The sequence below is a fragment of the Pseudomonas sp. NY8896 genome (assembly GCF_039634505.1).
In genome coordinates, this window is record NZ_CP132350.1 from 4544650 (window position 1) to 4569383 (window position 24734).

Below are 24734 nucleotides of genomic sequence, written 5' to 3' on the forward strand. Positions count from 1 at the left end.
ACAATGTGTCCGAGCAGAGACAATCCAGACATTCCCAGGCAAGAAAAACCGGGCAGCATCGCCGCCAGTTCTTGCCAGGAATGCACCTATGTCCCGTTCATCCTCCACCTCCCGCTCCGCGCGCTCTGCCGCGCTGGCATTGTCGCTGCTCATGGCCGCAGGCTGCAGCCAGCGCGCCCCGGCCAGCATGGCCTGCGGCCCTGTTGCCTATCAGGTCAGTGACCCGGCGGAGCCCGCAAACCGCGTGGTGTTTGCCTTCAATCGCACGGTCGATGACTACCTGCTGACCCCTGTCGCCCGGGGCTACACTGCGCTGCCAGATTTTGCCCAGCAGGGCGTGCACAACTTCGCCAGTAACTTCGGGGAGCCCAAGGTGTTCGCCAACGACCTGCTGCAAGGCAATGGCGAACGGGCAATGACCAGCCTTACCCGCTTCATCTTCAACACCACGCTCGGTGTGGCGGGGTTGGTCGATGTGTCCGGCAAGATGGGGCTGAGCCAACACCGCTCGGACTTCGGCCAAACCTTCGGCGTTTGGGGCATCGGCAATGGCCCCATCGTCGAGCTGCCGCTGCTGGGCTCGCACAATCTGCGTGACGCCACCGGCACGGTCTTGAGCATGGCAGTGGACCCGTTCGGCGATCACAGCGATACAGTCGATACACTCACTACCGTGGCCACTGCCGGGCACGTCGTGGACGGCCGCGCTGCCGCGCTACCGGTGACCGACTTGCTGCACACCTGGCCCGATTACTACCTGGCAATGCGCGATTACACCGCGCAACAGCGCAGTAACCTGGTGGCGCAAGGCAAGGCAGGCGAACCTGGTACGTGGCAAGCCAAGTGCCCGCAGGTACCCGGCCATGAATGATGCCCACGCCGCCATGCTGCTGTTCCGGCGCCTGGAGGGTGCCGCCCGGCAACCGCTGTTGCTGCACGAACTGGAGGCCCGGGTGTCTGCCGATGGCCGCAATCTGGTCCTCAGCCGCTATCGCGAACGCTATACCGCCGAGGGTGAGCCCTACCGGCACGAGGCTCACCGCAGCGTACCGATCGCTGCGTTGCTGCGCTGGATGGCAAGGCACGAACGGTAAAAAGGCCTTACGGGCACGGATGCCGCACGGATGCCCGAAACGCGGCAGTGGCTGCCTGTTCGGCGTGAGACAGGCAACCCAGGCACTGGCTAACCTGCGGCGGCAATGCCTTGCTCCCTTGCCACAGAAGAACCTTGCCCATGACAACCTCTACCGCCTCCATGGCCACCGCCACGCCTGCCGACCAGCCTCAGGGCTTCGCGGTCCGTATCGTCGGTGCCGCCGCATTCGCCCACTTGCTCAACGACTTGATCCAGGCCGTACTGCCGTCGATCTACCCGATGCTGAAAAGCGATTTCGCGCTGAGCTTCGCCCAGATCGGCTGGATCGCCTTGATCTACCAGGTGACCGCCTCGCTGCTGCAACCTTGGGTCGGCATGTTCACCGACAAGCACCCACAACCCTACCTGCTGCCGGCCGGCATGTTGGTGACACTGGTGGGCATCGCCCTGCTCGCCTTTGCCGGCAGCTATGAAATGCTGCTGGTGGCGGCCGCCGTGGTCGGCGTGGGCTCGGCGACCTTCCACCCCGAAGCCTCGAGGGTGGCCAGGATGGCCTCCGGCGGGCGCTTCGGCACCGCGCAATCCGCCTTTCAGGTCGGCGGCAATACCGGCTCGGCCCTCGGCCCGCTGCTCACCGCCGCCGTCGTCATTCCGCACGGCCAGCCAGCCATTGCCTGGTTCATGCTCGCAGCCGCGCTGGCGGTAATGGTGCTGCTGCGGGTGACCGGCTGGAGCGTGCGTCACGGCCAGGCCCGGCTCAAGACCTTCGCCAGCCAGCAGGCGCCCGGGTTGTCGCGCAACGCCATGTGGCGCGCGGTGGTGGTAATCGCCGTGCTGATGTTCGCCAAGTTCGTCTACATCGCTTCGTTCACCAACTTCTTCACCTTCTACCTCATCGAGCATTTCGGCCTGAGCGTGCAACACAGCCAACTGTACCTGTTCGTGTTCCTCGCAGCCGTGGCGCTGGGCACCTTTGCCGGCGGCCCGGTGGGTGACCGTATCGGGCGCAAGGCAGTGATCTGGGTCTCGTTCCTCGGCGTGGCGCCCTTCGCACTCGCCCTGCCCCATGCCAACCTGGCCTGGACAGCGGTACTGGCAGTGGCCATCGGCCTGGTGATGTCCTCGGCTTTCGCAGCGCTGGTGGTGTATGCCCAGGAGGCAGTGCCAGGCCGGGTCGGCATGGTCTCGGGAGTGATGTTCGGGCTGATGTTCGGCATCAGCGGTATCGGTGCCGCCGGCCTCGGCGAGCTGGCCGACCGGTATGGCATCGAGTGGGTGTACCAGGCCATCGCCTTCCTGCCGCTGCTGGGGCTGGCCACCGCACTGCTGCCGGCTACCCGCTCACAAGCCCGGCCCAGCCGTTGCTGCTAAAGTGGCGCTGCCAGGCTGCATCTAGACGAGGACACGATGGTAAAGCCGCAGCGTGAATTGCTGGTGGAGGTCGATGGGTGGACCTGGGAAGTGGGTAGCCGCGCGACGGACTACCCGAGCGACTGGTTCATCGAGCCCCATCACCATGCCAAGCATCAACTGATCTATGCCATCAAAGGCCTGATGATCGTCGAGTCCGGCAACGAATGCTGGACTGTGCCGCCCAGCCGCGGTGTATGGATGCCTTGCGGCCAGGTGCACGCCATCCGCTGTGTCGGTGATGTGAAAATGCGCAGCGTGTTCGTGCGCACCGACGCGGCGGCGGGCCTGCCCCTGCAGAGCAAGGCCATCAGCATTTCGCCGCTGCTCAGTGAGCTGATCAAGGCCTCGGTGGGCTTTACCGCGCCGTTTGCCGAGGACTCGCGCGAAGCCCGGGTGATGCGCCTGATCCTCGACGAAATCTGCGTACTGCCCACCTTGCCGCTGAAGCTGTCGCAGCCCAGCGACAAACGCTTGCGGGTGATCTGCTCGGCGTTGCATGAACGGCCCGACGATAATGCCACCGTAGCCGACTGGGGCCTGTATCTGGGGGTGGACGAAAAGACCATCCAACGGTTATTCCGCAAGGAAACCGGCATGACCTTCGGCCAGTGGCGCCAACAGGCGCGACTGATGCAGGCGCTGGAACGGATTGCCCTGGGCGAGCGGATCATCGATGTGGCGGGCGCACTGGGGTATGACAGCCCCAGTGCCTTCGCCAGCATGTTCAAGCGCCAGTTCGGCACTACGCCGAGCCAGTTCTTCAAATAGCCTGCAGGCTATAAAGCCATCCTCAGTCAACAGCCTGGGGCTCGAACACAGTCACCGCCCGCGCATCCACCGGTTTGGGCAGCAGCCCTTCACGGTAGAAGGCATCGGCAATACGCTGCTGCTCACCCAGGTTGTCCAGTTGCACCGGCTGCACGTCATAGCTGCGCCGGCCATTGGCCTGCTGCACCGTGGCGCTGTCCAGGTTGCCCCACAACGGTCCCAGCACCCGGGCCGCCGCTGCAGGGTTGGCCTTGGTCCAGGTACCGATCTCGCGCAGCGCCTGATACACCTGCTGAAGCACTTCAGGGTGCGCCGTGGCGTAGTCGCTGCCGGCCAGATAGTAACGCTGGTAACTCGCCAGCTCGCTGCCATCGGCCAGAATGCGTGCATTCTGCTGACGCTGGGCACTGGCCACGTAAGGGTCCCAGGTGACCCAGGCATCAACCTTGCCATTCTCGAAGGCCGCGCGGCCATCGGCAGGGATCAGGTACGCCGGGGTGATGTCCTTGAAACTCAAGCCGGCCTTGGCCAGGGCCTGGATCAACAGGTAGTGGCTACCCGCCGCCTTGGTCACCGCCACGCGCTTGCCCTTGAGATCGGCCAGTGTCCTGAGCGGCGAGTCGGCCGGAACCAGGATGGCCTGGGCCGAAGGGGACGGTGCCTCACGGGCAAAATAGGTGAGCTTGGCGCCGGCTGCCTGGGTGAACACCGGCACTGTATCGGCCACGTCCGCCGACAGGTCGACATTGCCCAGGTTCAGTGCCTCCAGCAACGGCAAACCACTGGGGAACTCATGCCAGCTGACGCGAATGCCTTCGGCTTGCAGGCGCTGCTCCAGCGTGCCGCGTGCCTTGAGCAAGGTCAGCAGGGTGGAGGATTTCTGGTAACCGATGCGCAGGGTCTGCTCGGCGCTGGCAAGCGACGGCAGCAGGCCACCGAGCAGCAGGCCCAGGGCCAGGTGGCGCAGGCGTTTGCGGTGCAGCATGGGGTGTCTCCAGGTCAATGTTGGGCCAGTGAGTCAGTGGCGGGCACGGTAAAGCCAGTGGCGAAGGTCGGGCCAACGTCCAGGCGCTGATTCATAAGGCCGTGGGCGTGGTAGAAGTCGGCGGTTTCCTGTTGTTCACTGATGGTCTTGGCGTCGATGACCTGCCAGTGCAACTGACGGCGTTCAAACTGCAGCCGCGCGGCGCCCTCCGGGAAACCAATGATCGCCGCCAGGGTTTTCGAGTAGCTGTCCAGGTGTTGGTAGGCCCACACCTGGGCACCCGCCAGGCGGGCCAGGTAGTCCTGCAGTGCAGCGTGCCGAGCCGGGTCGTCCAGCGCCTTGTCGGTAGCGGCCAGGAAACTGTTGCCACTGGACAGCCCACGGCCGTTGACCAGCACCCTGCCCTGGCCGCTCAGCTCGGCCAGAGCGGTGTAAGGCTCCCAGGTCGACCAGGCATCCACCGAGCCGTTGGCCAGGGCGATCTTGGCGTCGACCGGGCCGAGAAAGCGGAACTCCACGTCTTTTTCGCTAAGGCCGACCTGATCCAGTGCCTTCAGCGCCAGGTGATGGCCAATAGAGCCGCGGCCGGTGGCGATGCGCTTGCCCTTGAGCTCGGCGGCGCTTTGCAAGGCTGCATCGGGGCGCACCAGCAGCGCTGTGCCGTAGGGGTCGGACTTGTCCACGGCAATGGCCTTGACCGGCGCCCCGGAGGCCAGCACGAACAGCAATGGTGCGTCACCGATGATGCCGGCATCGATCGCCCCGGCGTTCAGTGCCTCGGCCAGGGGGGCGGCTGCGGGGAATTCGGCCCAACGGATATCGTAAGGCAAGTCGCGCAAGGCATCGGCCGCCTCCAGCTGGGCACGCATGTTTCCTTTCTGGTCGCCGATGCGCAGGGTCAGGCGTTCGCTGGCGAAAGCCTGGGTGGTCAGCAGCGTAGCGGCTGCGAACAGCAGCAGGCGAGATCGAATGGACATCCGCAGTTCCTTGCAGGTAAGAGAACGCTGAATGTAACGGGCCAAACCAGATAAATGAAATTGATTTTAGAGCTAAGCTAATATGCAAAAAATATAGATACTTATCTGACCAACGCTGGCCGCGGCAGCTCGATCACAGCCTGCCCGACAAAAGCGCGCACGAACTTGTCCCGTCACATTCCGATACCGCCATGTCATGCAAACAGACGCAACAACCCTGCCAAGCCGTGTACAGTACCCTTACAACAATACCCGCAAAGGAGCCCGGCACATGACCGTGACGCTGTCCCCCCTGCAGATCGACTGCGACTTCGATTCCGGCAACATCCAGGTGCTGGATGCCAGCAACCCGGCCCAGGTACACCTGGCCATCCGCCCGGACACCCACAGCGGCCACTACCAATGGTTCCATTTCAAGGTCAGCGGGCTCACCCCGGGGCAGGTGCATCGCTTCAGCCTCGACAACGCGTCTGGCTCCTCGTACAAGAACGCGTGGAGCGGCTACAACGCGGTGGCCAGCTACGACCAGCAGAGCTGGTTCCGCGTGCCCAGCCGGTTCGACGGTACGGCGCTGTCGTTCGAGGTAAAGGCTGAACAGGAACATATCTGGTTCGCCTACTTCGAGCCCTTCTCTCGCGCCCGACACAACCAGCTGATCGAACGTGCACGGCAACTGCCGGGGGTCGAGTTGCTGGCCAGCGGCCGCAGTGTCCAAGGCCGCGATATCCCGCTGCTGCGTGCCGGTGACGGTGCAGATGGCAAGCGCAAGCTGTGGCTGATTGCCCAGCAACACCCAGGCGAGCACATGGCCGAATGGTTCATGGAAGGCGTGATCGACCGCCTGCAGGCCAACGATGCAGTGGTTAAGCAATTGCTGGCCAAGGCTGACCTTTACCTGATCCCCAACATGAACCCCGACGGCGCCTTCCTCGGCCACCTGCGTACCAACTTCAAGGGCAAGGACCTCAACCGCGCCTGGCAGGACGCCAGCATCGAACTGAGCCCAGAGGTGTTCTTTGCTCAGGCGCAGATGAAGCAGTACGGCGTGGACGCGTTCATCGACGTGCATGGTGACGAAGAGATTCCGCACGTGTTCACCGCCGCGTGCGAGGGCAACCCAGGCTACACCCCGCGACTGGAAAAACTCGAAGCGCAGTTTCGCAATACCTTGTGCAGCGTGACCCGCGACTTTCAGACCGTGCACGGCTATACCCGCAACGAGCCTGGCCAGGCGAATACGACGCTGGCCTGCAATGCCGTGGGCATGGCACATGACTGCCTGTCGCTAACGCTGGAGATGCCATTCAAGGACCATGACGACGCGCCCGATGCGGTAACCGGCTGGTCGGGGGCACGCTCGAAGGCCCTGGCCGGGGCGGTGCTGGAGACCCTGGCAAAAATGGTGGGCGATTTGCGCTGAGCCAAGGCTGACGCGGCCCTACAGGGGCCGTGTCAGCGGCAGGCATCAGGCTCCGTCAGAGCTGCATCAGAACTGCACATCCAGTATCACACTGTCGGTATAGGTCGCTGCAGGCGGTGTCGCCTGGTCGGTATAGACCTTGGCGTTGTAGTTGAACACCTGGCTACCCGTACCAGTCCCCACACCGGGGTTGACGTCGGCATCGGTGCTGGAGCGCCTGGCAGCCCCGGTCGCGCCCCAGCGCACCGTCCCAGCACTTTTGAAAATGTCATAGGCCAGGTAGTTGTTGGCCGCCGACTTCATCCGCCGCCGCCCAGCGGACACGTTCTGCCCGTCATCCAGCCCCACCGTGTAGCTGCTGCCCTTGGTGCACGACACGTTTATACCCTGGCTCACGGTGCCGAACCCTGCCACCACCGGCGCACTGGCGAAGCTGATGTTGGGGGTGGTGATCTGGCAGTCGTTGGTCACCGTCAGGCTCACGTTCAAGGTCTGGCTACCTGAACCGATGTCACGCCCAAGGCATATCCCTAACGCGCCAATCCCCGAACAATAGTTCCAGCTCCAGGCCACGGTCAGGTTCTCTTGGTACACCCCTGCCGCGACATTGCTGCCAATCTGGGTACGCATGTAGATAGGCACCGCTTTGGGCGTGGTGCCGCCGAGCAGCCCTAGCAGGTCGATGATACCGTTGCGAGCGAAGTCGTAGGCCAGACCGCGGGTGATCGGGTAGTTGGTGCTGTTGTCGGCATACAGTGTGTAAGAGATGACATCGCCTGTCGGACCGACCAGCCCGCCCGAGGCGGGCGTGATGGTTGCGTAGAAATGATCATTGCTGCTGAGCAAGGTGAGTAGCGAGCCGGTGCACTGCAAACCGGAGTTAAGGGTGGAAGCCGTCTGTACCGTGGTGCGAACCTGCGTTGAATTGAGGCTGCCAAACGCCGCCGGCAACGTGGCTACCGACGAACAAACCGCCCAGGCCGTACCCGTCGGCAACAGCAGCACGCTCGCCCACAGACCACGCACCCAGGCATTCATCGGCACACCAGCGGGCCAATCAAGGGCACCGAGCCTTGTGACTCAGGCAGGTCGAATGCCACCTCGCAATGCCCGCCGCCTTCAATTTCCACCTGCAAGCGGTTATGCGGCGACAAGTTCTCCAGGTAAACCAACCCGTCCCAACCCACCACCGCCTGGCCGCCACTTTCTGTGTGGGTCACACGGCTACCCAATTTGAGCACCTGCTGGTCGCCATCCACCAGCTCGACGCTGGCCGCCATGACCCGCTTGAGCGGGAACTCCAGCAAGTAACCGCTGCCCCGTCTTACCGCCACACGCTGCTCCACGTCTGGCGCCAGCACATCCGGCGGCAGGTCCATGGGGTCGATTTCGTACTTGCCACGGTAGTAACCGCTGCTGTACGGCACCAGCAAGTGCCCCTTGGCATCGGTGCGGCCAACGTCCTGGTTTTCGTAGCGCACCGGCACATCGGCGTAGCCCGCGGTACTGACCACTACGAAGGCATCATCGATGCGGTTGGCTGCGAACACCCCGGCATCCATCCACACCAGAGAACCACTGGCGTCAGCCCAACGGGTCATTTCACCGCTACTGCCATACACACCCGCCTGCAACTGCACCGATTGCAGGCGCCAAGTGACGTCGGCCTGGCGATAGGCATCCCGGTCGCTGCCTGCGGCATAGCCCAGGTTGTAACCAACGCCGACACCCGCTGGCACCGCGTGGCTGTAGTTGACCCGCTGCAGTGTCTCGCCTTCTTTACTTCGCTCCATGCCCAGCGCCAGGGTGCCGTGCAAGTCGAACGGAATCACCAACTGCGCCTGCACCGCCCACTGGCTGTCACCCACTTCGCGGTTGGCCGACAAGTACACGCTGCTGCTGCCCCACAGCGGCTTGCTGTAGCTCAGGTTGATCAGCCGGGTACGCGTGCCGTCACCGGCGCGTACATCGAAGTAGCCGGCGCCAATGCTGCCGTACTCGTTCAGGTTCAGGCTGAGGGTGACCTGTTCGCTGCGCTTGCTCAACTGCATGTCCGGAAGGTCGACCCGGGTCAGGTCGGCATAGTCACCATGGCGTTGCAGGCGCTGGTAACTGAAGCCGATGCGCTGGCTGTTGTACTGGTACCCAAGGGCGACCTGGTGGCCCTTCTCGCCATCGAACTGGCTTTGCGCCAGGGCGGCATTGAGCACGCCGAAGTTGCCCAGCCGCATGTTGCCACCCAGCCCGCCCAGCATCAGCGACTCGGCAGTTTCGGCGTGGGTTTCGAGGGTGAAGAAGTCACTGAGCCCATAGCGCAGGCTGCCCGAGGCCACACCCGGCCCATAGCTGAAATCGCGCACGCCGTAATCACGGCGCAGGCTGCCGGCGGCCACCGAGTAGTCCGTCAGCCCCTTCTGCAGCAGGCTGCTGGTGACATAGAACGGCAAGGTCGTCGACACCTGCCGGCCAAGCGCATCGGTGGTGACCACCACCGCCTCCCCGGCGCCGTTGATGAACGGCACGTTGGTCAGGGTGTACGGGCCTGGCTGCAGCTCGGTAGTGCTGGACTTGAAACCGTTTATGAACAGGTCGAGCGACGTCGGCACCGCCGCTTCGCCTGCGAACGCCGGTAACGGGTAAGTGACCAGGTCGGGGCGCGCAGCGAAGTCACGCGACAGCTGCACGCCGCCCACCCGCACCGAGCTGCTCCAGGGCAAAGCGCCAGTCACGAAGTCACCGGCTTCATAAGACAGCAGACGCTGCTCGTCAGTGAAGCGCCAAGTAGTGTCATAACGCATGAAGCCTTGGCGCGTATCATCCGCCTGTGCGCCGTTGAATGACTGGCGCCACTGCCCGGTACTGGAGAAAGTGCCCCAGCTGTCAAACAGGCGCAGCTCGTTCCAGGCGGCCAGGTAGGTACCGCCTTCATCGGTGTCATTGAGGTACAGGTCGTAGTTGAACAAAGCGCCGAAACTGCTGCGCGCATCACTGGCCGGGTACAGGTTGCGGTCACCCACTTGCTGGTCTGGCAACCAGGCCGGCGGCACCTGCAGCAGCAGGCGCTGGTTCTGGCTGTCGTAGTCGGCATGCAACCCCGCGATGCTTTCCAGGGCCACCTCGCCCTGGGGGCTGCCAGGCAACGAAATACCGGCTGACCGCAAGATGTCGCTGTCCAGGTACAGCTGCCCGGCCCGCTGCTGCACCGGGACCAGTTCAGCCCTGGGCATCTGGTTCACTACCAGGTCGAGGTACAGGGTGGCTTCGGCGATGGCGGACATCTCCGTGGGCGGTGGGGGCAGGTCGTCGGCCAACGCCAGCCCTGGGCTGACCATGACCAGCCCCAGGCACCAACGGCGAGTCGTCGCCGAAAGCTTTTTCACACACGGTTTCCGACCATTGCCGGGTACTCCCTGACCCCTGCACTGCATTCATTTGCTGGCTCATTGGCCTTGGCGAATAGCGTCCGCCGTACCCTGCCCATTGACCCTGCCCTTGAGCACGCTACCGCTGCTGGACGCCTCGGGAGCAGGCCAGCGCATGCTGGCGCCCGGCAGCACATAGCCCAGCAGCCCCTCGGCCAGTGGTTTGCTCTGGCTGCCTTGCTGCACCACTACATCGGTCAAGCGCGCATGCACGGGGCCAGTGTTGCGCAGTTCAACGTAAGGCTTGCCCTGCACGGTAACCGGGCGCCAGCTGAGCTGCGGCTTGCCCACACCCTCGGCATTGCGCTTGCCGTCAGGGTCGGCCTTGCCCCACAGCCCTTCGCCATAGACGAACAGCGGCACCGAATAACGCATTTGCAAACGAATGGCCGCGGTAGCGCCGGGGTCGGCTTTATCGACCGGGATGGCGGGCGGGATCTCGTCGATGATGATGCGGTAGGCCTGCTCCTGGCCGGCGGGTGATGAGCCAGTACGGGTCAGGCGAATCAGCTGCTTCTGCCCTGGGGCAATGTTGGCGACCGGCGGGCTGCCGATGATTTCACGCTGCGCCTGGAACTGTTCCTGGTAATCACCCTGGCGCCAGGCGAATACCCGCACCTGCAAGTTGGCCGGCGCAGTACCGCGGTTTTCCAGCCACAGGGCGCCCGCCTTCTGGTCGGCCTCCAGCACCGGGTCGATCGGCCAGATCAACACCGAGGTGGCCGCCCCGGCCGGCAAGCTTGCCAGCCACCACAATCCGATCAATCCTCGCGCCCACTTCGCGCCTACCCGCATGCAGCTCTCCTTAGACACTTGTCGTTGGTGGCGCTGGTGTTCACCAGGTCACCGTCACTTGCACCACATCGGTGTAGGTCCCTGCCGGCAGCGTGCCGGTCAGCTGAACCCGCCCGTACACCGGCAGCTTGATCGCCGTCGGGTCGGCATAGCTCACGGCCACGCTCTGGCCGATTCCCAGGCTCTGGCTGTAGGCCGCGTCCCGGTACAACTGGTAGGCCAGCACTTGCGTGCCGTTCGATCGTTTCAGGTTGCGTGTGCCGCTGGCACTGTTCTGCCCACCATCCAGGCTCATGCTCATGGCCACGCCTGGCGTGCACTGGAAGGTCACGGTTGAGCCACCCAACGACGTGCTGAGCAAGCCCGTGGACAGCGCGGACTGCGAGCCATAATCGAGCGTGCCGTAGCTGGTGACACCCCCCACCACCAGGCAACCGGCGACAATCTGCGCCGTCACCGTGAATGTACTGGTGGTCACCGCCCCCAGCGGGGCGGCCAACAGCATGCCGATTCCGCTCAGGCCACTTGCCAGCCAACCGCGCATGGTTCAGAACGACAGCTCGACCGAAATCGTGTCGCTGTAGACCCCTGCGGGCAGGCCCGCCTTGCCCACGGCCTTGCCGTAAAGGTTGACGGTCTGGGCCGCGCCAGTACTGGTTGGCAGGGTGATGGTGCCGTCAATGGCCAGCAACGTCGTACGGCCGGAGTCGGTATAGAGGTCGTACGGCACGAAGTTGCCAGCGCCATCGGCGAGCGCACGCGTGCCACCGCTCGACTGGCCGTCATGTAGCCCTGCGCGCACTTTGATGGCAGGCACCGTACCCGCCGAGCACAGGATGCTCATGGCACCGCCCCCACCACCCAGCACCTGGGCATTGGCAGTGGTGAACAGGGCATCCTGAGTGCCAAAGTTCAGAGCGCCGAAGTTCAACCCCGAAGTGCCCGAACTGCCGTTGACCTGGCACGCGGCAATCAGGGTCAGCGTCGAGGTGATGTTCCCGGTCACCGTGGCGGCCTGGGCCTGGGAAGCCAGTGCCAGGCCAAGGCCTGCGAGCATGCAGCATGAAAGGTTCGTTCGCATCGGAGTCTCCTTGCGTGGTTACCAGTCCAGGGTCACTCTGAGGGTGTCGCGGTAAAGCCCGGCGGGCAGCGCGCGCGGCTGCGCCACTACCACGCCGTAGATGGGAATCGGCACTTGCTGGCTGCTGCGAATGGTGAAGGCGCGCGCCTGGCCGATGCCGTAGCGGCTGTTGCCGCCAGGGTCGACTGCCAGCTGATAAGGGATCAGTTCACGGCCATTGCTCAGACGCCGTATACCGTCGTCGCCATTCAGGCCACCATTGATGCGCACATTGAAAGCCCGGACTTCGGGCGTGCAACTGATCTGCAGGCTACCCTCGCCGCCCACTTCGTCCACCCGGCTGCGCAGTGGCTGGTCCCAGTTCGGGCCGCGCTCGCCAAAATCCAGCACCCCCGGGTTGCCCAGCACGGCCGGTTGTGTCTCGTTGCTGCTGATCTGGCAGGCCGCGCTGATCACCAGCCGCGCCTGGATGAAACCTGTGGTGCTGCCATGCGCCTCACCACCAGGTACCAGCAGCGGGCCGAGGGTAAGCAACAGGATCGAAGTGCGGTTCATGGCATGGCGTCCTTGTGCATGGTGGCGTCCCTACCAGGTGACTGTGACTTTGAGCAGGTCGGCATACAGCCCTGCATTCGGTACCCAGGCCAGTTTGTCGATACGTGCGTACAGAGGCAGCTCAACCGAGCCACTGTCCGGCACCCGCGCCGACTGGGCCACCCCCACCGCCAGAGGCTCGCGCCAGGCAGCATCGCGGTACAAGCGATAAGGAATGGGCCGGGCCGCGCGGTCGCTGCTGGCCAGGTAGCGCAATTCGCCGACGCCACCATGCTGGCCGCCATCGACGCGTACCTGGTAGGGGGTGCCAGGGTTGCACTCAAGTCGCGGTGGGCGCTGGCTCAGCAGTACCCCGCTCAAGGGCGCGCCAGGGCCATCAAGGCGTGCCGACACACCCAGGTCGATCCTCCCCAGGGCTTGGGCTCCCGCGTCGCGTGTCTGGTTGACCAGCATGCAGCCACGCTGCACCAGTACCCGCACTTCCACGAGAAAATCCGCTGCCACGGTACTGCCGCTGAACAACAGGCCCAACAGCGCGGCCAGATAGCGCTCCGTCACCTTGTTATCCTTGTCGAAACGTCTTGGTTTGAGCGTAGCAGCGAGGCAGCGCAACCGTGGTGGCATCAAGCCATTTTTTTGTATTAGCGATAAAGCGATAGCGCCCCATCAAAAAAAGCCTGAACGGCACAGAACCCCAGGGCATCGGCGTGCCTCCAATGGCGAGAGCCGGTAAATGTGCCGGGTTTCTGTTAGGGTGAACCAGTCTCATCCTGCCCCAGGCACCTATGCCATACATGGACGGACATGACAGGAGCGCTTTCATCGATGACTGCAGACAACACGCTGGCAGACGCCATGGAGCGCTGTGCCCAAGAACCGATCCACCTGCCGAGCAGCATCCAGCCTCATGGCTTTCTGCTGGTACTGGACGCCACCGACCTGCGCGTGCTGCAGGCCAGTGAAAACGTCGAGCACTGGCTGGGCTTGCCGGCCCAGGAGCTGATCGGTTGCCCCTTCGCCAATCTGGTCAGCGACGGTTTCGACCTGCACGCGCACCTCGCACGGCTGCCCGAAGATGAAATTTTCCCCTTTCACATCGGCGACGTGCGCTTGCGCCAAGGCGCGCCCCACAGTGAGCCGCTGCACTTGCTGGCCCACTGTCACGACGAAGTACTGATTGCCGAGTTCGAACCCCCGCGCCTGCCACCGGAGCTGGCCGGGCAAGGCGACTACTACCCATTGGTGCGCAACTTCGTCGGTAGCCTGCAACTGGCCACAAGCCTTGAGGATCTGCTGCAACAAACGGTGGTGCAGCTCAAACGCATCACCGGCTTTGGGCGGGTCAAGGCGTACCGGTTCGATGCCGATGGCAACGGTCAGGTGCTGGCGGAGGTGGCCGACCCTGGCTACCCCAGCTATCTGGGCCTGTGTTTCCCGGCCGCGGACATCCCGCGCCAGGCGCGCGAGCTGTACCGGATCAACCGCATCCGCGTGATCGAGGATGCCAACTATCAGTCCTCCCCCCTGTTACCGGCCGCCAACCCTCGCACCGGCAAGGCACTGGACATGAGCTTCGCTGCACTGCGCAGCGTGTCGCCGATACACCTGCAGTACATGCGCAACATGGGCACGCTGGCCTCGATGTCGCTGTCGATCGTGGTCGATGGCGAGCTGTGGGGGCTGGTGTCGTGCCACCACCATCAGCCACGCCCGGTGGACTTGCGTACCCGCACAGCCTGCGAGCTGCTGGCCAGCGTGCTGTCGTTGCAGATCGAGTCCCGCGAGGCCCATGCCAGCACGCGCAAGTTGCTGGCACTGCGTCAACACATCGTGCGCATGATCTCGTCCATGGCTGACCACGACAGCGTCAGCGACGGCCTGCGCGAACTGCCCCAGGTTTTGTTGGCCTTTGCCGGTGCCCAAGGTGCGGCGGTAATCTCGGCCGAACGCTGTGACCTGATCGGCCAGACCCCACCCGAAGCCCAGGTGACCGCGCTGGTGCACTGGCTTGGCCAGCGTGGCGAAGACAGCGTGTTCCAAAGTGACAACCTGCGCCGCGACATCACAGACCTGCCCGAACTGGCAACCCATGCCGGTGGTGTGCTGGCGGTGGCCATCTCGCAAATCCACTCGCACTACCTGCTGTGGTTCCGCCCCGAGCAAGTGCGTACGGTAAACTGGGCCGGCCAGCCGACCAAGCAGGTGGGGCCACAGGGCAACCTCCACCCACGACACAGTTTTGAACGCTGGCAGGAAGAACTGCGCGGCTATTGCGAGCCCTGGGACCCGCTGGTGATCGAGGGCGTGATGGAACTGCGCACCGCGGTGCTGGGCATCGTCCTGCGCAAGGCCGAAGAGCTGGCGCAACTGGCGGGCGAGTTGCGCCGCTCGAACAAAGAGCTCGAGGCGTTCTCCTACAGTGTTTCCCATGACTTGCGCGCGCCCCTACGGCACATCGCCGGCTATACCGAGCTGCTTGGCGAAATCGAAGGCCAAGACCTGAGCGAGCGCGGCAAACGCTTTTTGCAGCACATCGGCGAAGCGGCGCACTTTGCCGGCAGCCTGGTCGACAACCTGCTCAACTTCTCGCAGATGGGCCGCTCGGCCTTGCGCTTGTCCGACGTCGACCTCAACGCACTGGTCGAGGCCATTCGCAGCGAATTGACCCCAGATTACGAAGGCCGCGCAATCGTTTGGGACATCGCCCCGCTGCCCAAGGTGATCGGCGACCCGGCGTTCATCAACATGGCATTGCACAACCTTATCGCCAATGCCATCAAGTACACGCGCGGGCGTAACCCTGCCCGCATCGGGATCAGTGCCGTACAGCACCCTGGCGAAACCGAGGTCTGCATCCGCGACAATGGCGTGGGCTTCGACATGGCCTATGCCAACAAGCTGTTCGGCGTATTCCAGCGCCTGCACCGCATGGAAGACTTCGAAGGCACAGGGATTGGCCTGGCGAGCGTGCGCCGTATCATCGAGCGCCATGATGGCCGGGTCTGGGCCACTGGCCAGATCGAGCAAGGCGCCAGCTTCCACTTCACCCTACCCCGAAACACTGCTACCTGAGGCATCGCTACCATCATGCTCAAGCCCATCCTGCTGGTCGAAGACAACCCCCGGGACCTGGAACTGACCCTGCTGGCCCTGGAGCGCAGCCAATTGGCCAACGAGGTCATCGTGCTGCGCGACGGTGCCGACGCGCTCGACTACCTGCTGCGCCGCAACGCCTATGCCGAGCGCGATGACGGCAACCCTGCCGTGCTGTTACTGGACCTGAAACTGCCCAAGGTCGATGGCCTGGAAGTGCTCAAGGCTGTGCGCGCCACCGCCGAACTGCGCAGCATACCCACCGTGATGTTGACCTCCTCGCGCGAAGAACCCGACCTGCTGCGCGCCTATGAGCTGGGGGTGAACGCGTATGTGGTCAAGCCAGTGGAATTCAAGGAATTCGTCGCCGCCATCTCGGACCTCGGGGTATTCTGGGCCGTGCTCAACGAACCACCACCCGGCTCACTGCGGCTAAACCGTCGCGGTAGTAACTGAGGCCGCCGCAACGATGCAACAAACGCCGTTGAAACTACTGATGGTCGAAGACAGCTCGATGGATGCCGAGCTTACCCTGTTGCGCCTGGAACGCAGCGGGTTGCAAGTGCAATCACAGCTGGTGTTCGACCATGCGGGCGTCGAACATGCCCTGCGCGAAGCCCACTACGACCTGATCCTGTGCGACTGTGTGCTGCCAGGCTCGTCCGGCACCGAGGTGCTGGCCATCGCCCAGCGCCTGGCACCGGACATCCCGTTCATCTTCCTGTCCGGTATTTACGGCGAAGAACACGCGGTGGAAATGATCCGCCTGGGCGCCACCGACTATGTGCTGAAAAAAAACCTGCCACTGCTGCCCAAGGCCGTGCGCAGGGCGCTGACCGAAGTACAGGAGCGCCAGCGCCGGCGCCGCGCCGAAGAAGCATTGGCCGACGTTGAGGCGCGTGCTTGGATCGCCATCGACGCTGCCGGCATGGGCACTTGGGACCTGCGCCCGCAGGAAGGCCTGCTGGTTTGGGATGACCGCTGCAAGACGTTGTTCGGCCTGCCTACCAGCACCGAAATGAGCCTTGAGGTGTTCCTCGGTGGCATCTACCCCGATGACCTGGCAATGGTGCGTGACGCGGTGGAATATGCCATGCGCCCCGAAAGCGGTGGCCAGTACCGGGTGGAGTTTCGTATCGCGCCAGTCGATGGCCAGGAGCCGCGCTGGTTGCTCAGCAGTGGCCAGAGCCAGTTCGTCGACGGCCAATGCGTGCGTTTTTCCGGTGTGCTGCAGGACATCCACACGCAACGCCTGGCCACCCAGGCACTGCGCCAGCTGAACGAGATGCTCGGTGAACGGGTCGAGCGACGCACGCGCGAACGCGATCGCGCCTGGGAGCTGTCGCAAGACTTGCTGGCCGTACTGAACAAGGACCTGACCCCGGTCGCGCTGAACCCCGCGTGGGAGGCCAGCCTGGGTTTCTCCCGCGAGCGCCTGAGCCAGTCGTCCCTGCTGCACCTGCTGCCCGAGCCCGATCAGGAACTGCTACTCACCGAACTGGCCGCCCTCGCCCATGGCCGCACCAGCGCCCGCTTTGTCGGCCGCATCCTGCATGCCGGCGGCCAGCAGCGCTGGCTGTCGTGGGTGGTGGTGCCGGAAGACACCCTGCTGTACGTGGTGGCACGCGACATCACCAGCGAACGTGAAGCCGCCCTGGGCCTGGCTGAAGCCAACGCCCGCCTGCGCGAGCAGATCAACGAACGCGAGCGCATCGAGGCTGCCTTGCAACAGATGCAGAGGCTGGAGGCGGTTGGCCAACTGACCGCAGGCGTGGCCCATGACTTCAACAACTTGCTCACGGTGATCCTCACCGGTGCAAGCTTTCTTGAGCGTGACCTGGCCAAGGCCGACTTGGACAAGGCCCGCACACGCCTCACGCATATCCGCGAAGCGGGCGAGCGTGGCGCCAAGCTGACCTCGCAGTTGCTGGCTTTCTCCCGTCGCCAGCGTCTGGAGCCGGTAGCGCTTAACCTCAACCGCACCTTGGCCGGCCTGGAAGAGCTGCTGCGCCGTACCCTGGGTGGCAACGTCTCGGTGCGCCTGGACCTGGACCAGGCCCTGTGGCAGGCAATGACCGACCCGACCCAGACCGAGATGATCATCCTCAACCTGGCGATCAATGCCCGCGATGCCATGCCCGAGGGCGGACAGCTGACCCTTACCACCCGCAACACCCGTATCAACGGGCGCCCGCATCGCCCAGAAGACCCGGACCCCGGCGAGTACGTGATGCTGAGCATCCGCGATACCGGCTGCGGCATGAGCGACGACGTGTTGGCCAAGGTGTTCGAGCCGTTCTTCACCACCAAGGACATCGGCAAAGGTTCGGGCCTGGGCCTGGCCCAGGTGTTCGGCTTCGCCAAGCAGTCCGGGGGTGGCGTGCGCATCGATACCACACCGGGGCGCGGCACCGAGGTGGCGGTGTACCTGCCCGCAGTAAAGGAGGAAGTGGTGGACGAACCTGCCGCAGCGGTGCTCAGCCAGTCGAGCAGCGAGAGCGGCCGTAACCGCACGGTGCTGCTGGTGGACGATGACCACCTGGTGCGCGACATGCTTGGCGATGTATTGCGCCAGTACGGCTATCAGGTGCGCCAGGCGCACAGCGGCGAGCAAGCATTGGCATTGCTGGATGACGAGATCGACCTGCTGCTGACGGATTTCGCCATGCCCGAGTTCAACGGTGCGCAACTGGCGCTGGCGGCGCGTGAGCGGTACCCGCGCCTGCCCGTGGTGTTCCTTACTGGGTATGCCGAGCTGCAGGGGCTGGAGCTGCCGGGCAGCCTGGTGATTCAGAAGCCGGTGCAGGCCGATGAGCTGGCCAGGGTACTGAACGAAATGCTGGGCATTGCCGGGTAACCTGAGACGACGCAAAACCCGTGCAGGAGCGGCCCATCGCGACACAAGGCCGCTTCTACAGGCATCGCATTACGAAATTAAATACGGAAACGACAAAACCCAGCGCTCATCTTTCGAAGCACCGGGTTATAGACGTTTGAAACTGGAAAATGGCAGGGGCGGCTGGATTCGAACCAACGCATGGCAGGATCAAAACCTGCTGCCTTACCGCTTGGCGACGCCCCTGTATCGGATGCAGTGTTTGCTGCTCTGACAATTCCAACTGAGTGACAACTGGGTTGTTGTCTTGGAATGCGCGGCACTTTAACAACAAACTTTCGGTCTGTGAACCCCCTGATGAAAAAAAATTGCTAAAAAACAGCGGGTTAGTCATTTCGGCGTTGGCCCATCGACCATCCGTCGCTTTCCTCCCGCTTCGCTTCAACAGAATCGCATTCCTTCCTTCCAATCAGATGAGCCCACTGCATCGACCAAGGAGGACCTCATGCCTGTCTCCCACGACCTCTACCAGGACCTGCACTACCCGCGCGAAATCGTCCAGCAACGCCGCCAGCAGGACAAGGCGCTGGACCGCCTGCTGGACGAGTACATGGACATCGACAACCAGGTGCTGGCTGCCGAGTCGATCTCGGCCGGCAACTTCGTTGACGAAGACCTGCGCCACCTCAAGGAGCGCCGCCTGGCGGTGAAGTACATGATCGAGCGCCAGCTGGAGCGCAAAGCCTAGGCAATGCAGGTGCGCGGCCAGACGTATCGCATGAAGTGATCATTGCCGGTCACTTTCTGTATTAGTCAAAATGGCCGCCCTCGGGCAAGCTGCACGCTGACCCGCCATCGCCCAAGGAGCGTTGCTTTTGTCTGCCTGGATCCCTGCCCCATTGCGCCAGCTTGGCCAGCGCCTGCGCGGCACTGCCGCCAACGAGAGCGAACTGCTCGATTGGTTCGAGGACAAAGCCCGAAGCCGGGGTTATCAGCTTAGTGACGGCCAGCGACGGGTGATCCACTGCATGGCCGAACAACTGGCACTGCTCGAACAAGGGCAGCCACGCAGCCTGTACCTCTACGGGTCGGTGGGACGCGGCAAGAGCTGGCTGCTGGACGGTTTCTTCCAGGTGGTACCGGTCGAGGCCAAGCGCCGCCTGCATTTTCATGACTTCTTTGCTCGCCTCCACCGAGGCATGCACCACCACCGGGCGCTGGACGATGCGCTGGGCGCAACCCTCGACGAGCTGGTGGGTGGCTGCCAGGTGCTGTGCTTCGACGAATTCCACGTGCATGACATCGGCGATGCCATGCTGCTGACACGCCTGTTCAACGCCCTGTTCGCACGCGGCGTGTTCCTGCTGGTGACGTCCAACTACGCGCCCGAAGGGTTGTTGCCCAACCCGCTGTACCACGAGCGCTTCCTCCCGGTAATCCGCCTGATCAACAGCTCGATGCAAGTGCTCGAAGTGGACGGCGACACCGACTTTCGCAGCTTGCCGGCCAACCGTGAGCATCAACGTTTTACCCAGGGCCATTATGTCTGGCCGGGGAATGCAGCGCAGCGCCAGGCGCTGAACGTGCCGAACGAACAGCCGGTGATGCTGGAAGTGAACAAGCGCCCGCTGCGTGCGCTGGCCATCGATGGCCGGCGGGTGGTGCTTGGCTTCGATGACTTGTGCGAGAAGGCCACGGCGGTCATTGACTACCTGGTGCTGGCGGCGCAATACGATGAATGGATCATCGACGGGCTGGGTGACCTGGCGGAGTGCTCGCTGGCGGCTCAGCAGCGTTTCGTCAACCTGGTGGATGTGTTGTATGACCAGGATCGGCAGGTGGTGGTGATAGGTAAACGGCCACTGGAAGAAAGCCTGGGCGGGCCGCTTGCCGACCTGATGCGTACCCGCAGCCGCTTGGGGCAATTGCACCAGATAGCCCCTTGAAACTGCATCGCCTCAACAGGCCTCTTCGCCGGTAAACCTGCGAAGAGGCCTGTAATGTCAAAGCATCAACCGGCTCTGGGTAAATCCGCCAGCACCGCCTCGATCTCCCCCAGCACCGCCGGGTCATCCAGGGTCGAAGGCGGCGCATAGTCCTGCCCGTCGGCGATCTTGCGCAGCACCGCACGCAAAATTTTCCCCGAGCGGGTCTTGGGGAGCCGCTTCACCAACCGAACCCGGTTGAAACAGGCCAGCGGGCCAATCGCCTCGCGCACACTGCCCACCAGGTCCACCAGCAGTTGCGCCTCGGCAATGCCCTCGCCGTCCTTGAGCACAACAAGTGCCAACGGCACTTGCCCCTTGATTTCATCGTGCACGCCAACCACCGCACACTCGGCCACCGCCGGGTGGCAGGCCACCAGGTCCTCCATTTCGCCGGTAGACAACCGGTGCCCCGACACATTGATCACGTCATCGGTGCGCCCCATGATGTAGACGAAACCGTCATCGTCCAGGTAGCCGCCGTCACCGGTGTGGTAATACCCCGGGTAGGTGCGCAGGTACGCCTGCAGGTAGCGCTCGTGGTCGCCCCACAGTGTCTGGCTACAACCAGGTGGCAATGGCAGGGCGATCACGATCGAACCCTGATGGTTGGGCCCGAGCAAGCGGCCTTCGTCGTCCAGCACGCGAACGTTGTAGCCGGGTACCGCCCGGTTGCTCGATCCCGGCTTCGCGGCGCTCCCCTCCAGCCCGACACACGGCGCAGTGACCGGCCAGCCGGTCTCGGTCTGCCACCAGTGGTCGTGCACAGGCTTGCCACTGACCCGTTCCAGCCATTCGTGGGTGCTGGAATCGAGCTTCTCACCCGCCAGGAACAATTGGCGCAGCGAGCTGAGGTCATGTTTGCGGATCAGCTCGCCTTCCGGGTCTTCCTTGCGGATGGCACGCATGGCGGTGGGCGCACAGAACAACGCATTGACCTTGTATTGCTCCACCACCCGCCAGTAGGCCGAGGCATCCGGGGTGCGGATCGGCTTGCCTTCGTAGAACACAGTGGTACAGCCGCTCATCAACGGCCCGTAAACGATCAGCGAATGGCCGACCACCCAGCCCACATCAGATATGCCCCACCACACATCGCCGGCCTGCATGCCATAGATATGGCGCATGGCATAGCACAGCGCCACGGCATTGCCACCGTTCTCCCGCACGATGCCTTTGGGTTTGCCGGTGGTACCCGAGGTATACATGATGTACAGCGGGTCGCCGGCATCCAACTCGACTGGGGCCACCGGCTCGGCGCCGGTCAAGGCCGCCTGCCAGTCCAGGTCGCGGCCTGGCTGCAGGTCGGCCTGCACCTGTGGCCGCTGCAGCACCAGCACATTGCGCGGTTGGTGCCGGGCCAGTTGCAGGGCGCGGTCGACCAGCGGCTTGTACGCAATCACGCGATCGAACTCCAGCCCGCAGGAGGCCGTCAGCAGCAGCGTGGGCCGGGCATCATCGATGCGCAAAGCCAGTTCGTTGGCGGCAAAGCCACCGAACACCACCGAATGCACCGCGCCAATCCGCGCACAGGCCAGCATGGCCATGGCTGCCTGCGGCACCATGGGCATGTAGATGATCACGCCATCGCCCTTGCTCACCCCCAGCTGGCGCAGCAAGCCAGCCAGGCGCGCCACTTCATCGCGCAACTGGTTATAGGTATACGCCTGCTGCACGCCCGTCACCGGCGAATCGTAGATCAGCGCCAATTGCTCGCCACGGCCTTGCTCGATCTGGTAATCGAGGGCCAGGTAGCAGCTGTTAAGGCGGCCGTCTGCGAACCAACTATGGGTACCGTCGGCGTGGTCTTGCAAAGTCAGGGCAGGCTTGCGGTGCCAGGCCAGGTGTGCGGCCTGTTCCGCCCAGAAAGCGGCAGGGTCGGAAATGGAATGGGCGTAGCTGTGCTGGTAGCTCATATCGAAAGAAACCCGGTACTTGTTGTTATTGAAGGGCGAAACCTGAGTATGGACCGCTACACCCACGCCGCCATGGGACTAAAGTCACAACCGACCTGCAAATTTGCAGACAACGCAAAAACGCCCCATAACGGTGCAAAGCCTCTAGAATAGGCCACCCCTCAGCCACCGAGCAGCCCATGGATATCGATCAGGCCCGAACCTTCCTGGAAATCGTGCGTTGCGGCAGCCTGGTCGCCGCCGCCGAGCGCCTGTTCGTGTCACAGACCGCGATCACCGCGCGGGTACAGCGCCTGGAGCAGCAACTGGGTTGCCAGCTGTTCGTACGCAGCCGCAACGGCGCCAGTTTGACCAGCGATGGCGAAGCGTTCGTCAGTTATGCCAACCAGCTGGTACAAACCTGGGAAGCAGCGCGCCGCGACCTGCCGCTGCCTGAAGGCTGCCAGCAGGTGCTGCATGTGGGCGGTGAGGTGAGTTTGGGCAACCCGATGCTGCTCGACTGGGTCAGCGCCCTGCACCGTGAACTGCCCAGCCATGCCATCCGCAGCGAGGTCAGCGACGGTGAGTCACTGCTGCGCAAGGTCGAGATGGGCCTGCTGGACGCCGCGCTGGTCTATCAGCCGACCTACGGCCCCGGCCTGCAGGTGGAGCAATTGATGGAAGAAAAGCTGATCCGTGTGCGCCGGGTCGCCCAGCCCGAACCGTATATCTACATTGACTGGGGCGAGGCCTTCCGCCGCCAGCACGATGCGGCCCTGCCCGACTGCGCACGCCCGGCACTGAGCTTCAACCTCGGCCCATTGGCCCTGCAGTTCATTCTTGACCAGGGGGGCAGCGGCTACTTCCGCACACGCGTGGTGCAGGCCTACCTGGACAGCGGGGTGTTCGAGCGGGTACCGCAGGCGCCTGAGTTCACTTACCCAACCTTCCTGGTGTACCCGCGCAAACGCGACAGCGAAGCCCTGCAACAGGCCTTCGCCATCCTGCGCCGGCTGGTGGCTGCCGGCGCAAGCGATTGGTCACAACGCTGGGACCCGGTTATCTGATGCCTCGGCCTTGCTAAGCAGCTGACGTTTGAGGCCGGCGATCAAGTCGGTCTGGGTGATCACCCCTACCAGCTTCTCGGCATCGAGCACCGGCAGGCAGTGCAGGCCCTGTTCGCACAACAACGGCAGCAGCCGCTCCAGCGGGTGCTGGCTGCTGACACTGACTACCCGCCGACTCATCACTTGCTCCATGCGTACCGCTTTGCGGCCAAACAAACCGCGCCAGCTGAAACGGCCACGCTGCATGGCCGGGCCGACCAGGTCGCTGAGGCTGACGATGCCCACCAGCTTGCCGTGCTGCAGTACCGGCAGGGTTTTCAGGTGATGGCTGGCGAGCATTTTCCAGGCCTGTTCCAGCGTGGTATCAGGCGTGGCGAACTGTACATCGCGGGACATCACCGAGGCCGCGGTGATACCGCCCAGGCTACGCTGCAGGGCGTGCTGCTCGGTGGCGAGGATGATGCGCTCCAGTTCGTCACGGGTAACGTCGACGAACTCACCAAGCTCCTCCAGCGCCTGGTCCAGGTCTTCACTGCGAATGCCGACGCGCTCGCCGGGCAGCGGGTCATGGGTGTGGTGCAGGTCTTTGCGCGGCACCGCGCCTTTCGGATAGCGCACGCCGGTCAGGCGGTTGTAGACGATTGCCACGGCCACCAGGATCAACGCATTGAGCAGCACCGGTTCCAACAGGTGATCGCCCATGGCGGTCAACCCGGAGTCGGCCAGCACCGCGCTCACTGCCACCCCGCCACCTGGGGGGTGCAGGCAGCGTAACAGGCACATGATCAGGATCGAAATGCCCAGAGCCGCAGCCGCCACCCACAGCTCGGCACCGAAACCTTCGCGCATGGCAAGGCCAACTGCGCCAGCCAAGGCGTAGCTGCCCAGCACCGGCCAAGGTTGGGCCAATGGGCCGGAATGTACGGCGAAAACCAGGACCGCCGAGGCCGCCAGCGGGCCCAGCAGGTGCAGGGCAATGCCAGGGCCATAGGCCATGCTGGTCAGCCAGCCAGCGAGGAACAAGCCGAGCAACGCACCGATACCGGCACGCAACCATTCTTTGGGAGGGATATTCAGGGGCGCCGGCAACAGGCGCTGCAGACGGCTTTCGGAACGCGAGGCAGACATTGGTATTCGGGGTCTTTGGTTTTTCTGATTAAAAAGAAAGCCCAGCCGAGCTGGCCTGGGCCTTGTATTGCGCGTGCAATACCACAAGGGGCTCCGTCCATGGAGAGATGGAAACCGCAGGGTTTCGTGAGGGGGATTTTGCCGGGTGGGGTGCGATTGGGCTAATTCAAAAAACTGCGCCTGTACTGCATTTTTTTTGCAGTACTGACATTGCCATG

The 24734-nt window shown here is 63.6% G+C and carries 22 protein-coding genes and 1 tRNA gene; 11 read left to right on the plus strand and 12 right to left on the minus strand.

The annotated features are described in order from the left end of the window. Positions 1-88 precede the first annotated feature (88 nt). The 4 genes from Q9451_RS20355 (at position 89) to Q9451_RS20370 (ending at position 3277) form a co-directional block, all read left to right on the plus strand. Complete coding sequence (locus Q9451_RS20355) at positions 89-871, plus strand: VacJ family lipoprotein (protein ID WP_012271626.1); 783 nt, start codon at positions 89-91, stop codon at positions 869-871. After that, the gene (locus Q9451_RS20360; RefSeq protein WP_012271625.1) at positions 864-1094 is read left to right on the plus strand and encodes a hypothetical protein; all 231 of its coding nucleotides are present in this window, start codon (positions 864-866) and stop codon (positions 1092-1094) included. Before Q9451_RS20355 ends, Q9451_RS20360 begins: the two co-directional genes overlap by 8 nt. 140 nt (positions 1095-1234) lie before the next feature. Then, complete coding sequence (locus Q9451_RS20365; protein WP_012271624.1) at positions 1235-2467, plus strand: MFS transporter; 1233 nt, start codon at positions 1235-1237, stop codon at positions 2465-2467. Between the two features lie 36 nt (positions 2468-2503). Continuing rightward, the gene (locus tag Q9451_RS20370) at positions 2504-3277 is read left to right on the plus strand and encodes a helix-turn-helix transcriptional regulator (RefSeq protein ID WP_012271623.1); all 774 of its coding nucleotides are present in this window, start codon (positions 2504-2506) and stop codon (positions 3275-3277) included. 22 nt (positions 3278-3299) lie between these two features. Here the strand turns inward: Q9451_RS20370 and Q9451_RS20375 are convergent, their stop codons facing one another. Further along, on the minus strand, positions 3300-4262 hold the full coding sequence (locus Q9451_RS20375) for an aliphatic sulfonate ABC transporter substrate-binding protein (protein ID WP_012271622.1): 963 nt from the start codon (positions 4260-4262) through the stop codon (positions 3300-3302). A gap of 14 nt (positions 4263-4276) precedes the next feature. Next, positions 4277-5239, minus strand: a complete 963-nt coding sequence (locus Q9451_RS20380; RefSeq protein ID WP_012271621.1) for an ABC transporter substrate-binding protein — start codon at positions 5237-5239, stop codon at positions 4277-4279. A 271-nt stretch (positions 5240-5510) separates the two neighbouring features. On the opposite strand from Q9451_RS20380, the gene Q9451_RS20385 reads away from it, so the two are divergent. Beyond that, complete coding sequence (locus tag Q9451_RS20385; RefSeq protein WP_012271620.1) at positions 5511-6659, plus strand: M14-type cytosolic carboxypeptidase; 1149 nt, start codon at positions 5511-5513, stop codon at positions 6657-6659. Between the two features lie 66 nt (positions 6660-6725). On the opposite strand, the gene Q9451_RS20390 is transcribed toward Q9451_RS20385, so the two are convergent. The 7 genes from Q9451_RS20390 to Q9451_RS20420 form a co-directional block, all read right to left on the minus strand. Beyond that, positions 6726-7697, minus strand: a complete 972-nt coding sequence (locus Q9451_RS20390; protein WP_012271619.1) for a spore coat U domain-containing protein — start codon at positions 7695-7697, stop codon at positions 6726-6728. Continuing rightward, positions 7694-9991 (minus strand): fimbria/pilus outer membrane usher protein, encoded by a 2298-nt coding sequence (locus Q9451_RS20395; protein WP_012271618.1) that lies wholly within the window; start codon positions 9989-9991, stop codon positions 7694-7696. Before Q9451_RS20395 ends, Q9451_RS20390 begins: the two co-directional genes overlap by 4 nt. Positions 9992-10099: 108 nt before the next feature. Continuing rightward, positions 10100-10876: a molecular chaperone gene (locus tag Q9451_RS20400; protein WP_012271617.1), complete on the minus strand. Its 777-nt coding sequence runs from the start codon at positions 10874-10876 to the stop codon at positions 10100-10102. Positions 10877-10916: 40 nt separating this feature from the next. Then, positions 10917-11420: a spore coat U domain-containing protein gene (locus tag Q9451_RS20405; RefSeq protein WP_012271616.1), complete on the minus strand. Its 504-nt coding sequence runs from the start codon at positions 11418-11420 to the stop codon at positions 10917-10919. Positions 11421-11423: 3 nt separating this feature from the next. Next, positions 11424-11957: a spore coat U domain-containing protein gene (locus Q9451_RS20410; protein WP_012271615.1), complete on the minus strand. Its 534-nt coding sequence runs from the start codon at positions 11955-11957 to the stop codon at positions 11424-11426. Positions 11958-11975: 18 nt separating this feature from the next. Then, positions 11976-12512 carry a spore coat U domain-containing protein gene (locus Q9451_RS20415; protein ID WP_012271614.1) on the minus strand — a complete coding sequence of 179 codons (537 nt, stop codon included), beginning with the start codon at positions 12510-12512 and terminating at the stop codon, positions 11976-11978. Positions 12513-12542: 30 nt separating this feature from the next. Next, complete coding sequence (locus Q9451_RS20420; RefSeq protein ID WP_012271613.1) at positions 12543-13070, minus strand: spore coat U domain-containing protein; 528 nt, start codon at positions 13068-13070, stop codon at positions 12543-12545. A gap of 267 nt (positions 13071-13337) precedes the next feature. Between Q9451_RS20420 and Q9451_RS20425 the strand changes: the two genes are divergently transcribed. Genes Q9451_RS20425 through Q9451_RS20435 form a run of 3 tightly spaced genes read left to right on the plus strand, consistent with a single transcriptional unit; the run spans position 13338 to position 18462 of the window. After that, on the plus strand, positions 13338-15584 hold the full coding sequence (locus Q9451_RS20425) for an ATP-binding protein (RefSeq protein ID WP_012271612.1): 2247 nt from the start codon (positions 13338-13340) through the stop codon (positions 15582-15584). Between the two features lie 15 nt (positions 15585-15599). Beyond that, on the plus strand, positions 15600-16061 hold the full coding sequence (locus Q9451_RS20430; RefSeq protein ID WP_012271611.1) for a response regulator: 462 nt from the start codon (positions 15600-15602) through the stop codon (positions 16059-16061). Between the two features lie 13 nt (positions 16062-16074). After that, positions 16075-18462 carry a response regulator gene (locus Q9451_RS20435; RefSeq protein ID WP_012271610.1) on the plus strand — a complete coding sequence of 796 codons (2388 nt, stop codon included), beginning with the start codon at positions 16075-16077 and terminating at the stop codon, positions 18460-18462. Positions 18463-18612: 150 nt separating this feature from the next. Here the strand turns inward: Q9451_RS20435 and Q9451_RS20440 are convergent. After that, positions 18613-18687 (minus strand) — tRNA-Gln (locus tag Q9451_RS20440). 259 nt (positions 18688-18946) lie between these two features. Here Q9451_RS20440 and Q9451_RS20445 point away from each other — a divergent pair. Next, entirely contained in the window at positions 18947-19189 is a 243-nt protein-coding gene (locus Q9451_RS20445) for a hypothetical protein (protein ID WP_012271609.1), read from the plus strand. 127 nt (positions 19190-19316) lie between these two features. After that, entirely contained in the window at positions 19317-20387 is a 1071-nt protein-coding gene (gene zapE, locus Q9451_RS20450; RefSeq protein WP_012271608.1) for a cell division protein ZapE, read from the plus strand. Positions 20388-20452: 65 nt separating this feature from the next. Here the strand turns inward: zapE and Q9451_RS20455 are convergent, their stop codons facing one another. Further along, entirely contained in the window at positions 20453-22342 is a 1890-nt protein-coding gene (locus Q9451_RS20455) for a propionyl-CoA synthetase (RefSeq protein WP_012271607.1), read from the minus strand. 179 nt (positions 22343-22521) lie between these two features. On the opposite strand from Q9451_RS20455, the gene Q9451_RS20460 reads away from it, so the two are divergent. Then, entirely contained in the window at positions 22522-23388 is an 867-nt protein-coding gene (locus tag Q9451_RS20460) for a LysR family transcriptional regulator (protein ID WP_012271606.1), read from the plus strand. Here the strand turns inward: Q9451_RS20460 and Q9451_RS20465 are convergent. Continuing rightward, on the minus strand, positions 23362-24516 hold the full coding sequence (locus Q9451_RS20465) for an HPP family protein (protein ID WP_012271605.1): 1155 nt from the start codon (positions 24514-24516) through the stop codon (positions 23362-23364). The genes Q9451_RS20460 and Q9451_RS20465 overlap by 27 nt on opposite strands. Positions 24517-24734: the final 218 nt, after the last annotated feature.

Excerpts from the sequence above, each read along its gene's own strand:
- Q9451_RS20465 (WP_012271605.1), bottom strand. The coding sequence starts at position 24,516 with ATGTCTGCCTCGCGTTCCGAAAGCCGTCTGCAGCGCCTGTTGCCGGCG.
- Q9451_RS20390 (WP_012271619.1), bottom strand. The coding sequence starts at position 7,697 with ATGAATGCCTGGGTGCGTGGTCTGTGGGCGAGCGTGCTGCTGTTGCCG.
- Q9451_RS20415 (WP_012271614.1), bottom strand. The coding sequence starts at position 12,512 with ATGAACCGCACTTCGATCCTGTTGCTTACCCTCGGCCCGCTGCTGGTA.
- Q9451_RS20455 (WP_012271607.1), bottom strand. The coding sequence starts at position 22,342 with ATGAGCTACCAGCACAGCTACGCCCATTCCATTTCCGACCCTGCCGCT.
- Q9451_RS20435 (WP_012271610.1), top strand. The coding sequence starts at position 16,075 with ATGCAACAAACGCCGTTGAAACTACTGATGGTCGAAGACAGCTCGATG.
- Q9451_RS20360 (WP_012271625.1), top strand. The coding sequence starts at position 864 with ATGAATGATGCCCACGCCGCCATGCTGCTGTTCCGGCGCCTGGAGGGT.
- Q9451_RS20430 (WP_012271611.1), top strand. The coding sequence starts at position 15,600 with ATGCTCAAGCCCATCCTGCTGGTCGAAGACAACCCCCGGGACCTGGAA.
- Q9451_RS20385 (WP_012271620.1), top strand. The coding sequence starts at position 5,511 with ATGACCGTGACGCTGTCCCCCCTGCAGATCGACTGCGACTTCGATTCC.
- Q9451_RS20355 (WP_012271626.1), top strand. The coding sequence starts at position 89 with ATGTCCCGTTCATCCTCCACCTCCCGCTCCGCGCGCTCTGCCGCGCTG.
- Q9451_RS20445 (WP_012271609.1), top strand. The coding sequence starts at position 18,947 with ATGCCTGTCTCCCACGACCTCTACCAGGACCTGCACTACCCGCGCGAA.
- Q9451_RS20375 (WP_012271622.1), bottom strand. The coding sequence starts at position 4,262 with ATGCTGCACCGCAAACGCCTGCGCCACCTGGCCCTGGGCCTGCTGCTC.
- Q9451_RS20380 (WP_012271621.1), bottom strand. The coding sequence starts at position 5,239 with ATGTCCATTCGATCTCGCCTGCTGCTGTTCGCAGCCGCTACGCTGCTG.
- Q9451_RS20395 (WP_012271618.1), bottom strand. The coding sequence starts at position 9,991 with ATGGTCAGCCCAGGGCTGGCGTTGGCCGACGACCTGCCCCCACCGCCC.
- Q9451_RS20405 (WP_012271616.1), bottom strand. The coding sequence starts at position 11,420 with ATGCGCGGTTGGCTGGCAAGTGGCCTGAGCGGAATCGGCATGCTGTTG.
- Q9451_RS20425 (WP_012271612.1), top strand. The coding sequence starts at position 13,338 with ATGACTGCAGACAACACGCTGGCAGACGCCATGGAGCGCTGTGCCCAA.
- Q9451_RS20400 (WP_012271617.1), bottom strand. The coding sequence starts at position 10,876 with ATGCGGGTAGGCGCGAAGTGGGCGCGAGGATTGATCGGATTGTGGTGG.
- Q9451_RS20410 (WP_012271615.1), bottom strand. The coding sequence starts at position 11,957 with ATGCGAACGAACCTTTCATGCTGCATGCTCGCAGGCCTTGGCCTGGCA.
- Q9451_RS20365 (WP_012271624.1), top strand. The coding sequence starts at position 1,235 with ATGACAACCTCTACCGCCTCCATGGCCACCGCCACGCCTGCCGACCAG.
- Q9451_RS20370 (WP_012271623.1), top strand. The coding sequence starts at position 2,504 with ATGGTAAAGCCGCAGCGTGAATTGCTGGTGGAGGTCGATGGGTGGACC.
- Q9451_RS20460 (WP_012271606.1), top strand. The coding sequence starts at position 22,522 with ATGGATATCGATCAGGCCCGAACCTTCCTGGAAATCGTGCGTTGCGGC.